Genomic DNA, 11,971 nt, shown 5'->3' with positions numbered 1-11,971 from the left:
CCCCCTAAATCCCTCTCCCAGATATGGGAGAGGGATTTAGGGTGAGGGTTCCCCTTCTCCCAAATTTGCGAGAAGGGGTTGGGGGATGAGGGCAAATCCTTTTCATCACCGAAGAACTACAGATTTCAAGATAGACGCGGTTTAACCAGGATCAAAGATGAATTCATCCAGTTCAAAGACTCATTAACTGAGTTCAAAAGATCAACAAGCCTCAGAATTGCAATACGCTTAGAATAAGTCTTTTTTCTCCCGCCTACCTCCTTCACACTCATATCAGTTTTGCTTTCAGGAATAAAGCCATGATTCAAGCCTTACGCAAACTAGTTACATTCGATGAATTTGTTGCTCAATGCCCAGACAACTCACAACGGCGTTATGAACTACATGATGGAGTAATTGTTGAGATGGCACAACCAGTAGGTGAGCATGAAGAGGTCGTTGGATTTTTAGCTACAAAAATCACTTTAGAATATAGTCGCTTAAATCTTCCTTATTTCATCCCAAAAACAGTTTTCGTCAAACCACTTGAAAACGAATCAGCTTATTCACCAGATGTCCTGATACTAAATCAACCTAATTTAGTAAACGAACCTCTATGGAAAAAAGCATCTACTGTAAGCCAAGCTGTATCTATTCCTTTGGTAGTAGAGGTAGTAAGTACTAATTGGCGTGATGATTACCACAAAAAATATGCTGATTATGAACAAATGGGAATTCCTGAATATTGGATTGTGGACTATGCCGCATTGGGCGGTAGGGAATTCATTGGCAAGCCAAAACAACTGACTATTTTGGTTTGCTGTTTAGAAGAAGGTGAGTATGTAATTAATAAATTTCGAGGTAATGACCGTATCCAATCGCCAACTTTCCCAGAGTTGAATTTAACCGCAGAACAAATTTTTCACGCTGGTGTGGTCAGCTAGATTCACGGTGTCTATTAAGATTATCACTCTTCTATCACTTTCCGCGAGGGCGATCGCTAGAAGGCTCATAAGGCAACCAATACAAGCTATACTATTAGAAAAAAATTGGTCTTGTACTTGTTATTAGAAAAGAATCGCGCGATGCGCTTCTCTACGAGACGCTGCGCGTAGCTTGCTTCCACGAAGTGGTACGGCGGAGCCATCGCCTGCTATACAAAAGCTCTAGAATTCAGAAATAGCAAAAGTTTGGGGAGAGTGACACAAGAGGGATACTATGAAAAATTTTCGGCAGAGAGTTGATACAGCTATTGGTTTAACGTCCTAACCTATACTTCGATTGCTATAATGTGCCATGTAGCTTCTACTCTATCGAGTTTACCGCACTCAGTACTAAGTAAAAAAGGGTGGGCAAGATGCCCAACCCACAAAATTTCGAGAATATTCTGTTGCTATTAACCCAACAATTTTTTAGCCTTAGCTAATACATTATCAACGCTAAAGCCAAACTTCTCTAAACAAACAGCGCCTGGAGCCGAAGCACCAAAGCGATCAATACTAACAGTATCGCCTTCAGTACCCACGTACTTGTGCCAACCGAAACTGCTAGCAGCTTCTACAGATAAACGCTTGGTGACAGCTTTCGGCAGAACGGACTCTCTATAAGCTGCATCCTGTGCTTCAAAGAGTTCCCACGAAGGTAGCGAGACGACACGGACTTTCTTACCTTCGGCTGTGAGTTTTTCGGCTGCGCTGACGGCGAGGCTCAATTCTGAACCAGTGCCAATCAAGATGATCTCAGGTGTACCTTGGCTATCTACCACGGTGTATCCACCCTTCGCCACCTTTTCAATCGATGTACCTGGCAAGTTGGGGACGTTTTGACGGGTGAACGCCAACAGAGACGGAGCGTTTTGCTTCGCCTTTTCGATCGCTATTTTATAAGCGCCAGAGGTTTCGTTACCGTCTGCGGGACGAAACACGGTTAAATTCGGAATGGCTCGCAAGGATGCCAGAGTTTCAATGGGTTGGTGTGTGGGGCCATCTTCACCTTGTCCAATGGAATCGTGAGTCATTACCCAAATTACGCCAGCTTGGGAAAGGGCGGATAAGCGGATGGCAGCACGCATATAATCTGTGAAGATCAAGAAAGTAGCACCGTAGGGAATTAATCCCGAACTGTGCAGCGCGATCCCATTACAGATTGCGCCCATACCATGTTCCCGTACCCCAAAGTGGATGTTGGGGTTTTCGTAATGCCCTTTTTGGAAGTCGCCCTTACCCTTGATTTCGGTCAGGTTGGAGTGGGTTAAGTCAGCTGAACCACCAATCAATTCAGGTAAAACCCCCGCTAGTTTGTTGAGGCAGTTTTCTGAGTGTTTGCGGGTGGGTATTCCTTTATCTTCTGGGGTGTAGGTGGGTAGTACCTTATCCCAGCCATCGGCTAGTTTGCCGCTTATGTAGCGTTCAAATTCAGCCGCTTCTTGGGCATACTTAGCTTTGTAGTCCGCAAAGGTCTTGTTCCATTCGGTTTCGTAACCTGCGCCGCGCTCAACTGCTTTGCGTGTGTGGTTGAGAGCCTCTTCGGGTACTACGAAAGGCTCGTATTCCCACTTCAGTTGTTTACGAGTCAAGGCAATTTCGTCTGCACCCAAAGCAGCGCCATGAACGCCAGCAGTGTTTTGTTTATTGGGTGAACCGTAACCAATGGTGGTTGTTACCTTGATGAAAGAAGGCTTATCAGTAACAGCTTTGGCTGCTTCAATTGCTTTGGAGATCGCTGCTAAATCGGTATTGCCATCTTTGACGTGTTGGACGTGCCAACCATAAGCTTCAAACCGCTTGGAAACATCTTCGGTGAATGCTACATCTGTGGAACCATCAATAGAAATGTGGTTATCGTCGTACAGAGCGATGAGTTTGCCTAATCCCAAGTGTCCTGCGAAAGAAGCAGCTTCACCAGAAATTCCTTCCATGTTGCAACCGTCACCTACAATTACGTAGGTGTAATGGTCAACAATCTTGGTATCAGGTTTGTTAAATTTTGCGCCCAGGTGCGCTTCAGCGATCGCTAAACCGACTGCATTGGCAATTCCTTGACCTAATGGCCCGGTGGTGACTTCCACGCCTGGGGTCATGAAGTTTTCCGGGTGTCCAGGGGTTTTGGACTCCCATTGACGGAATTGCTTGATATCTTCTATGCTGACGCTGTCGTAGCCTGTCAGAAAAAGCAGGGCGTACTGTAACATCGAGCCATGACCGGCAGACAAGACAAAGCGATCGCGGTTAAACCATTTGGGATTCTTGGGGTTAAACTTCAAAAAGCGATCCCAAAGTACAAAAGCCATCGGAGCCGCGCCCATCGGTAGTCCTGGGTGTCCCGAATTGGCCTTTTCTACGGCATCAACAGCCAAGAAGCGGATCGAGTTAATACAAAGTTCTTCGAGGGAAACTTCTTTGGGGGATTGGGTTGCAACAGTCATAATCTCTTGTTTTTAACGACGGGTTAGCATTCTTGGTAGCTTCTCTTGCTGGGGTTATTTTAGATTCCCCACATATCCTTATCATCCCATTCCCGCTTGTGGATGGACAAGCGGGATCTCCTGAGTTTCTGGTGATAAATCAAGCTGATAATTGGATCATGCTGAACGCTTAAGTTATATCGGAATGATATTTCTGATACTTTGGGCATGGGGCATTGGGCAATTCAATTTTGGATTTTGGTGAAGCAGCGCGGGAACAGGGGGTTTCCCCCATGAGCGACTGCTGAACCCGTTCGCGCAGCGTCTCCCCTTGGGAGAAGGGATTGACGATAGCGGAGCGTTAGCGAGTCCGCGATAGCGCAGCGTTAGCGAGTATTCGAGCGTCGCGTCTTTTGGATTAAATTTCAATTCTTTAATCCAAAATCTAAAATCTAAAATTCTTACTCCCTCATCGCCCTCATCTCCCTCTGCCTCCTGACTCCTGACTTTTTTTAGACGTATTTCTTAAAGACCAGTGTGACATTATGACCGCCAAATCCAAAAGAATTGGATATTGCCACCTCGACTTTTTGAGCGCGGCTAAAGTTAGGCACGTAATCTAAGTCACACTCTGGATCAGGATTTTCCAGATTGATTGTCGGGGGAATTTGGTCATTAGCGATCGCCAGCACTGTTGCCACTGCTTCAATCCCTCCAGAACCGCCCAATAGATGACCTGTCATTGATTTGGTGGAGCTAATTGCTACTTTATAAGCATATTCTCCCAAGGCTTTTTTGATGGCTGAGGTTTCAGTTGAATCATTAGCCGGGGTACTGGTACCGTGGGCATTAATATAGCTTATCTGTTCGGGAATTATACTGGCATCTTTGAGCGCTAGTTCGATCGCTCTAGCGGCTCCGAATCCACCAGGTACGGGGGAGGTGATATGGTAGGCATCACAGGTCATACCATAACCGATCATTTCGGCATAAATGTGAGCGCCGCGACTGATTGCGTGTTGCAGTTCTTCTAGAATTAAAATTCCTGAACCTTCACCCAAAACAAATCCGTTGCGATCGCGGTCGAAGGGACGGCAAGCTGTAGTTGGGTGATCATTGCTAAAAGAGAGTGCCTTACAAGCGGCGAACCCAGCTATCGACAATGGTGTGACAGCCGACTCCGTTCCCCCGCAAATCATCGCCTGGGCATATCCTCCTTGAATTAAACGAAAAGCATCTCCGATGGCGTTGGAGCCAGCAGCGCAGGCAGTTACAGGACAGGAGTTTGGCCCTTTAGCCCCCGTGTGAATAGCCGTTAATCCTGCGGCCATATTGGCGATCATCATCGGGATCATGAATGGACTACAGCGATCGGGACCACGGTTCAGGTAGATAGTTTGCTGGTCTTCTAATACCTTGATGCCACCAACGCCAGAACCGATCATCACACCTACCTGTTCTGCATTCAGGTCATTGATCACTAACTCCGCGTTAGATAGAGCCTGTTTTGCTGCCGCAACCCCAAATTGGGCAAATCGATCCATCCGCTTGGCCTCTTTGCGCTCCAAGTAATCATGTGGATCGAAGTTTTTCACTTCACCAGCAAAGCGGCAATCATGGCGAGACGCATCAAAAAGGGTGATGTGGTCTATGCCATTGCGTCCACTCAATAATCCATCCCAATATTCTGTTGCTGTATTACCTATAGGTGTAATCGCGCCAACACCAGTTACAACAACGCGTTTACGTGTATAATCTGTCATGATTCAGTTAAAAATGGCGAAAAAGCAGCAGGCAAAAAATTCGAGACTAGCGACTAGGTACTGGTGAGCCAGCGCGGTAGGAGCGTCACCCGAAGCGTCTTAAAGATTTCCTTTATGAGCGACTGCCATCGGATTTCCGACTTAGAGCGACGGGTGTTAGTGTCAGCGTTAGCGACGTTCCTAACGTTACCCTTCGGGTGACTAAGTGCTGGAGAAAAATCTTCCCAATCCCCAATCAAGAGTTAAGCTGATGCGGTAACTTTGTTGTTGATGTAATCTACTGCATCTTGAACCGATATAATCTGCTCGGCAGCTTCGTCGGGAATTTCGATATCAAATTCTTCTTCCAACGCCATTACCAGTTCAACGGTATCCAAGGAATCTGCTCCTAGATCGTCCATAAACTTGGACTCGGGTTTGATTTTGGCAGGGTCGTCAACGCTCAATTGTTCGATGACGATTTTCTTAACCTTTTCAAAAAGTTCGGTTTGGCTCATAAATAATAAAAGTCCTTAACCAGTTGCGAGAATCTGCTCTTTAGAGGAGACATTGTTTTGAGCATATACATCTTATCGTCAAGCGCGATCGCCCGCATACTGCTAAGGGTTTTTCTGTGAGAAAACCACTCCCATTCCTAAAAAGAATCAGGTAAGTTTTCTCTTAACACTTGGGCAGTGGAGCGTGCTACGCTATCGCCGATAGCGTGTAAATGCTTCGGGTTAATTATTGCTAAAATTTTTTACAATGTCTAGATCAGTATTTACAGCCTTGCTAGCAATCAGAATATGTAGATGCTGTGGCTTTGAACCTAGACGATTAAAGGGTCGCCCAACGTCAAACATCAGAACTTCGGTGCTAACAAGGGATGATAAAACAGTTATTGTTTAGAGCGATCGCTCTAACCCAAACATATCACTATGCTACCTCACACGCTGAAATACGCTTACTTTCCCGGTTGTGTTGCTCAAGGTGCCTGTCGGGAACTTTACCAGTCAACTCAAGCGCTTACCCAAGCATTGGGCATTGAATTGGTTGAACTTAAAAAAGCTGCTTGCTGTGGTTCCGGCACATTTAAAGAAGATTCCCAACTGCTAGAAGATACAGTCAACGCCAGAAATATTGCCCTAGCAGAAGAATTAAATCTACCCTTACTTACCCATTGCAGCACTTGTCAAGGTGTTATCGGTCACGTCAACGAACACCTGAAAGAATCTCAGACAACTAACCCTGCTTACATTGAACAGGTTAATGGCTTGCTGCATAAAGAAGGCTGTTCGCCTTATCGCGGCAGTACTGAGGTTAAACATCTCCTTTACGCCTTAGTAACAGATTACGGTTTAGAAGAAATTACTAAACGTGTCACCCGGAAGTTGACTGGATTAAAATGTGCGGCTTTTTATGGCTGTTATCTCCTCCGCGCTCAAAAATCTATGCCTTATGATGACCCTTTCCAACCGGAAGCGATGGAAAATATGTTTCGGGCGGTGGGTGCAACACCAATTTATTACCGAGGACGGACGCAATGTTGTGGCTGGCCACTTTCTAGTTATGCCACTACCGAATCTTTCAAAATGGCGGGGATGCATATTCAGGACGCGTTGGCATCTGGTGCTGACTGTATAGTTACGCCTTGTCCTCTGTGCCACTTAAATTTAGATTCGCGTCAGCCAGAGGTAGAAAAGGTGATTGAACAGAAGCTAGGTTTACCAGTGTTGCATTTACCCCAGTTGATTGCTTTGGCACTTGGGGTTAGTCCCAAAGAACTGGGTTTAGAACGCCATATTGTTTCCACAAAGCCAGTGCTGGAGAAATTAGGATTTTAGTTTAGGGAGTACAAGGTAGGGCCACAACAATATTCATTGAGATCAACTTAAGGTGAAAGCTGCTGAGTGTATGAGTTTTGCCCTCACCCCCAGCCCCTCTCCCATTTTGGGGAGAGGGGAGCAAATTCTCCAGTTCCCCTTCTCCCATTTTGGGAGAAGGGGTTAGGGGATGAGGGCAACCCTATAACCATTTTCTTACCTAACTTCTACCTTAAGTTGACACGCATAAACAATGTTGTACCTCTACTAATTGTGTGTACTATAGGAAATTCTCCAAGTTCCGAGTTCTGAAGCTGAAGTTTCGAGTTCTGAAGCTAAAGTTTCGAGTTCTGAGCTTGAAGTTTCGAGTTCTGAAGCTGAAGTTCCGAGTTCTTATCTAAAATTAATCATCACTATTTTTCAATTTACGTTGCAATTGTTTTAGTGATTGATACATATCTGGCAAGCGACCATAAACAGCACATACCTTGAGATATAGTTTGTAAGGAAGGGCTGGACTTCCGCAGACAATTTCTCCTGGTGCAACATCGCTGTGAATTCCAGTTTGAGCAGATGTCATCGCCCCATCTCCTATCTTCACTTGATTGACTATTCCTGTTTGTCCAGCTAAAATAACGCGATTTCCGAGTTTAACACCTCCCGCCATGCCAGTTTGACCTGCGATCGCACAGCCGGCACCGATTTGGCAACCATGACCTATTTGCACTAAGTTATCAATTACTGTATTGTGACCTATCCGCGTTTCTCCGACGGCTGGGCGGTCAATGCCACTGTTGCAGCCAACTACCACACCATCTTCTAAAACTGTATAGCCGGATTGTTCCATTTTAAACCAACCGGTACGGGTAGGAACAAAACCAAAGCCTTCTGCACCGATGACAGCACCACTATGAATGACGCAATCTGCACCGATGCAGGTGCGTTCGTGGATGGTACAGTTGGCGTGTAAGATGGTGCGATCGCCGATTTTGGCATCTGGATAAATCACCACATTCGGATGAATGATTGCGCGATCGCCAATTTCTACCCCTTGTTGAATCACAGCATGGGGACCAATATAAACATCACTACCAACTTTTGCCGTGGAGTCAATTACAGCAGTGGGATGAATTTCTGGGATGGGGCGATATGGTTGGTAAAAAAGTGCGATCGCTTTGGCAAACAACAGTCGCGGATCTGCGGTTGCTATCCAGACAATACCGCGTTCTTGTGCAAGCACCTGTAATTTTTCGTCTTGGGGCAAAATTAAAGCAGTAGCATTGGTCTTACTAACAAAAGACCCAAATTTTGCACCTTCTACGTAGCTGAGAGTACCGTTGGGAGCTTCATCAATGGCTGCTAACCCGGTAATTTCTGGGTCATGATCTGGGTTGCTAGTCAGACTATGATTGGTGGCGGCGTCACCAAATTGGCACAGGATTTCGCTGAATTTCATTGTTGGGTGTGTTCAAAATTGATCTACAAAGGATGGTAGCTTGATTTACGCAGTTTTGTACTAGTCAGATAATTAATAAACCTATTGCGAAAATACTTGAACCGCCAGTGACTAAAATCCCTAGCTAATAGCAAAAGTCCGTTGAAACGGACTAAAACTACTGTCATTAAGAATAAGAATTAAATAACATACAATTTATGTCCCTGGCTTACCTCACACTCAATCCCTCTCCGATATATTGGAGAGGGAAGCTAGATACAGGATGAAGTTTTGCATTTTATTTAATCCACGTTCCTTAGTCGGTTTAAACGAACTTGAACTATTGCCCGAAAATTTATTTTCGGGTGGGTGTTTGACTTTTCTAAGAGGTCTAGTAATTAAGATAGAGATGATTCCTCCTCCAGAAAGTTACATATTTTGAAATGATTAAGAATATAGAAGAATTAAGAGAGCGCTTGTTTACTAGTGGAATAGTAAAAAATCAGCAAGATCTACAAGGATGTAACTCAGAGCAAACTGCATACATTGAGAGTAAATATGGAGTTTTGCCAAGAATCTACAAGGAAATATTAGCCTTACTTGGGCATAGTGCCGGAAAGCTTGTTAGAGGATCGGAATTTGAGTTTTACTTCGACCAACTTATCAAAATGAATGAGTGGCAGCAAGAGATTATCCTTGAGTCAATTGCTGAGGGAGAAGAATGTACACCTTTACCTGAAAATGCTTTCTGTATCTGTGCTTTACATGGAGATCCGTGGTTTATTATTGCTGATGGACAAGATGACTGTTCTGTTTATTTTCTAGGTGACGATGACATAATCAAAGAGTCCAGTAAATCTGTAATGGATTGGATAGAGGAATTTGTAGAACAAGTTGAATATTTGATAAGGAGAGGACTAAGATAAAATTTACAAGTTATCTTTTTGATAATAAAATTTAACGATAACCGTTATCGTAGTCTACTACATTAATTTTGATAAGTTCGTAGTAAGGACTTTAGTCCTTATATTCTAAGCACTAAAGTGCTTACTACAAACTCTTTTAAACTGTCATAATCTCTGTGGTTGGTGGCACTAATCGCTACTTGCCATTGCCACTCCTGCTAAATACCCGGTTGTCCAAGCACTTTGGAAGTTAAACCCACCGGTGACGCCATCAATATCTAAGATTTCTCCAGCAAAATAAAGACCAGGAACTAATTTACTTTCCATTGTCTTGAAGTTGACTTCTTTAAGCTTGACGCCGCCACAGGTAACAAATTCTTCTTTGAAGGCTCCTTTGCCGTTGATTAAGTATTGTCCCTGAGTAAGTTCTTGCACCAATTGATTTAAAGTTTTACTAGATATTTCTGCCCAACGGTCTTCTGTGGTAATGCCTGCACGAGCAATGATATATTGCCAGAGACGATGGGGTAGATCAACGCCGCGATGCAATGCGATCGCTTTCTTTCCCCATTCATCCTTAACTGCTAAAACTTTTTCTCGCACTTGTTCTTGGTGCAAATCAGGTAGCCAATTAATCAATAATCTGGCTTGATAGCGGCTTTCGTACAGAACTCTCGCACCCCAAGCAGAAAGCTTCAAAACGGCAGGGCCACTCAAACCCCAGTGGGTAATTAATAATGGTCCAGTTTGTTGTAATTGGGATTTTCCGCCCGCAGATAACCGCAATTGGGCAGGGTTAACGCTAACTCCAGCTAATTCTCTCAACTTTTGATCGAGAATGTTGAAGGTAAATAATGAGGGTACTGGCGGTTCAATTTGATGACCTAACTCTTGGACAATTTTATAACCTACAAGGCTGCTGCCGGTCGCCAGAAGTAAGCGATCGCATTTAATTGTCTCTCCCGACTTCAGAAAAATTTCAAACCCCCAAGTTGCTGAGGTTCGTTTCACGGAAGTTACATGTGTCCCGATACAGAGTTTTACCCCAGATGTCGCCATCGCTTTAATCAGACATTCCACAATCGTTTCTGAACTATTGGTGACAGGAAACATTCGGCCATCAGCTTCAGTTTTGAGATAGACTCCATGAGCAGCAAACCAAGCTACTGTATCTTGAGGCTGGAAACGAGTTAAAGCACCCCGCAAAGCTTTTGCACCTCTGGGGTAATTTTGGACTAACTCCTCAGCGTCAAAGCAAGCATGAGTAACGTTGCAGCGTCCGCCACCAGAAATTAGCACTTTCGCTAGAGGTTGGCGACTGGCTTCGAGTAAAGTAACTTCGGCATCAGGATTAGCTTTAGCACAAGCGATCGCGCCAAAAAATCCTGCTGCCCCACCCCCAATAACTACGATTCGTAACGGTAGCAAGTTCTAAAATTTCTCAATAGCACGTACTTTACTAGGCTAGCCGTTATCTTCACTTTTGAACTGGTTCAAAGTCCTCTTTTGTCGCACCGCAAGTTGGACATGACCAATCTTCGACTAATGACTCCTTCATAAATCAGATTAAAAACGCCACCATCTCCTTTGGACATAACTGATAATTGCGATCGCGATCGCCCCAAGTAGCAATAGCCAAATAATTCCCCCTGGAATAAAAGTCAGAATTCCAAAGCCTCTCAGTACCCAGATGGCGACGCTAATACCGAGAAGGATACCAAAAATCTGGATTAATCTACGATTTAAAGAAGATTGATTCACCTAGTTTTCCCCTCAACTCAACAGAGATTACAGATAAAATATGAAGTTACGATGAAGTTGCCGTTTCATCAGAAATAATACCTAAAAATCGAGAGATGCTATCCAAACCTTGAGGTAAGGTGCTTGATATTTGGTCGTGTTTGTGCAATTCTAGCCGTTAACAACTCAGTTTTTCATCTCCAAATATTACTCTGATCAAATTCACTTAAGCATTGATTGTGTTAATTGTGATCAGAAATACAGCTTTTACAGTAAAGTCTCTGAAATAATTAGCAAAAAATCACCGTTTCCAGAAAAGATAAGTATTAGATTGGAACTAGAATTTAGTGGGTTGAATCTAAATCAAGTTTTATGGCTTGTGGTTTCAACTCCATTTAGGTGGATGAGTTGAGGAGTAACTTAAATCTTATGTCTGCATCTTATATATCAGACTCAATTATTGCAGGTTCAGATATGGCTTGGAGTCAAGACAAGCAAAGGTTGCTGGTACAGGGTGAAATTTTGGTAGAAACGCGATCGCACAAGACGTGGGGTGGCGCGGTGACAGCCTGGATGTATTTGCCGATGGTGCGATCGCAAGTCTGGCAGCAATTAACTGATTACCCTCGTTGGGTACAATATTTTCCTGACATCACCAAAAGCGAAGTTTTGCATAAAGGCGACGGCAAACATCTATATCAAGTAGCACAAAAAGCCTTTATGTTTTTCACAACTCAAGTTGAAATTTATCTCAACGTCGTAGAAGTACTAGGTCAACAAATCCAATTTCGGATGGAGAAAGGGACTTTTCTGGACTTTACAGCCAACTTGGAGCTTGAAGATTGTGGTAATGGTACTCTACTAGCTTACAGTGTGCAGGCTACGCCTAATATCCCCATACCTTCAATTTTTATTCAACAAGCTATGAACTTTGAGTTACCTAC

General features: G+C 44.0%; 11 protein-coding genes. 4 read left to right on the top strand and 7 right to left on the bottom strand.

What is annotated here, in order from left to right; all coding sequences use genetic code 11:
• Positions 1-299: 299 nt before the first annotated feature.
• On the top strand, positions 300-923 hold the full coding sequence (locus ACYTXL_RS31085; protein WP_461927988.1) for a Uma2 family endonuclease: 624 nt from the start codon (positions 300-302) through the stop codon (positions 921-923).
• A 452-nt stretch (positions 924-1,375) separates the two neighbouring features.
• Here ACYTXL_RS31085 and tkt read toward each other — a convergent pair whose 3' ends face one another.
• The 3 genes from tkt to acpP form a co-directional block, all read right to left on the bottom strand.
• On the bottom strand, positions 1,376-3,403 hold the full coding sequence (gene tkt, locus ACYTXL_RS31080; protein WP_461927987.1) for a transketolase: 2,028 nt from the start codon (positions 3,401-3,403) through the stop codon (positions 1,376-1,378).
• 491 nt (positions 3,404-3,894) lie between these two features.
• Positions 3,895-5,145: a beta-ketoacyl-ACP synthase II gene (gene fabF / locus ACYTXL_RS31075; protein WP_461927986.1), complete on the bottom strand. Its 1,251-nt coding sequence runs from the start codon at positions 5,143-5,145 to the stop codon at positions 3,895-3,897.
• 242 nt (positions 5,146-5,387) lie between these two features.
• On the bottom strand, positions 5,388-5,642 hold the full coding sequence (gene acpP, locus ACYTXL_RS31070) for an acyl carrier protein (RefSeq protein ID WP_461927985.1): 255 nt from the start codon (positions 5,640-5,642) through the stop codon (positions 5,388-5,390).
• A gap of 420 nt (positions 5,643-6,062) precedes the next feature.
• On the opposite strand from acpP, the gene ACYTXL_RS31065 reads away from it, so the two are divergent.
• Entirely contained in the window at positions 6,063-6,968 is a 906-nt protein-coding gene (locus ACYTXL_RS31065) for a CoB--CoM heterodisulfide reductase iron-sulfur subunit B family protein (RefSeq protein ID WP_461927984.1), read from the top strand.
• Between the two features lie 382 nt (positions 6,969-7,350).
• Here ACYTXL_RS31065 and lpxD read toward each other — a convergent pair whose 3' ends face one another.
• Entirely contained in the window at positions 7,351-8,403 is a 1,053-nt protein-coding gene (gene lpxD, locus ACYTXL_RS31060; protein WP_461927983.1) for a UDP-3-O-(3-hydroxymyristoyl)glucosamine N-acyltransferase, read from the bottom strand.
• 422 nt (positions 8,404-8,825) lie between these two features.
• Between lpxD and ACYTXL_RS31055 the strand changes: the two genes are divergently transcribed.
• Positions 8,826-9,308, top strand: coding sequence for an SMI1/KNR4 family protein (locus ACYTXL_RS31055; RefSeq protein WP_461927982.1), 483 nt, complete (start codon positions 8,826-8,828; stop codon positions 9,306-9,308).
• Positions 9,309-9,476: 168 nt separating this feature from the next.
• Here ACYTXL_RS31055 and ACYTXL_RS31050 read toward each other — a convergent pair whose 3' ends face one another.
• The 3 genes from ACYTXL_RS31050 to ACYTXL_RS31040 are packed head-to-tail and all read right to left on the bottom strand — an operon-like array spanning position 9,477 to position 11,048.
• Positions 9,477-10,715, bottom strand: coding sequence for a BaiN/RdsA family NAD(P)/FAD-dependent oxidoreductase (locus ACYTXL_RS31050; protein ID WP_461927981.1), 1,239 nt, complete (start codon positions 10,713-10,715; stop codon positions 9,477-9,479).
• Between the two features lie 49 nt (positions 10,716-10,764).
• On the bottom strand, positions 10,765-10,845 hold the full coding sequence (locus tag ACYTXL_RS31045) for a rubredoxin (protein WP_461927989.1): 81 nt from the start codon (positions 10,843-10,845) through the stop codon (positions 10,765-10,767).
• A gap of 8 nt (positions 10,846-10,853) precedes the next feature.
• Complete coding sequence (locus tag ACYTXL_RS31040; protein ID WP_292803932.1) at positions 10,854-11,048, bottom strand: hypothetical protein; 195 nt, start codon at positions 11,046-11,048, stop codon at positions 10,854-10,856.
• A gap of 408 nt (positions 11,049-11,456) precedes the next feature.
• Between ACYTXL_RS31040 and ACYTXL_RS31035 the strand changes: the two genes are divergently transcribed.
• On the top strand, positions 11,457-11,971 hold a 515-nt coding region (locus tag ACYTXL_RS31035), incomplete at its 3' end, for an SRPBCC family protein (protein ID WP_461927980.1).

The organism is Nostoc sp. (assembly GCF_054880495.1).
Note: the sequence above shows the minus strand (reverse complement) of the source record. Positions and strands in the feature narration are given on the sequence as shown.

What these genes read in the sequence shown, in the direction of transcription:
- ACYTXL_RS31085 (WP_461927988.1), top strand. Translation starts at nt 300, where the DNA reads ATGATTCAAGCCTTACGCAAACTAGTTACATTCGATGAATTTGTTGCT.
- tkt (WP_461927987.1), bottom strand. Translation starts at nt 3,403, where the DNA reads ATGACTGTTGCAACCCAATCCCCCAAAGAAGTTTCCCTCGAAGAACTT.
- fabF (WP_461927986.1), bottom strand. Translation starts at nt 5,145, where the DNA reads ATGACAGATTATACACGTAAACGCGTTGTTGTAACTGGTGTTGGCGCG.
- acpP (WP_461927985.1), bottom strand. Translation starts at nt 5,642, where the DNA reads ATGAGCCAAACCGAACTTTTTGAAAAGGTTAAGAAAATCGTCATCGAA.
- ACYTXL_RS31065 (WP_461927984.1), top strand. Translation starts at nt 6,063, where the DNA reads ATGCTACCTCACACGCTGAAATACGCTTACTTTCCCGGTTGTGTTGCT.
- lpxD (WP_461927983.1), bottom strand. Translation starts at nt 8,403, where the DNA reads ATGAAATTCAGCGAAATCCTGTGCCAATTTGGTGACGCCGCCACCAAT.
- ACYTXL_RS31055 (WP_461927982.1), top strand. Translation starts at nt 8,826, where the DNA reads ATGATTAAGAATATAGAAGAATTAAGAGAGCGCTTGTTTACTAGTGGA.
- ACYTXL_RS31045 (WP_461927989.1), bottom strand. Translation starts at nt 10,845, where the DNA reads ATGAAGGAGTCATTAGTCGAAGATTGGTCATGTCCAACTTGCGGTGCG.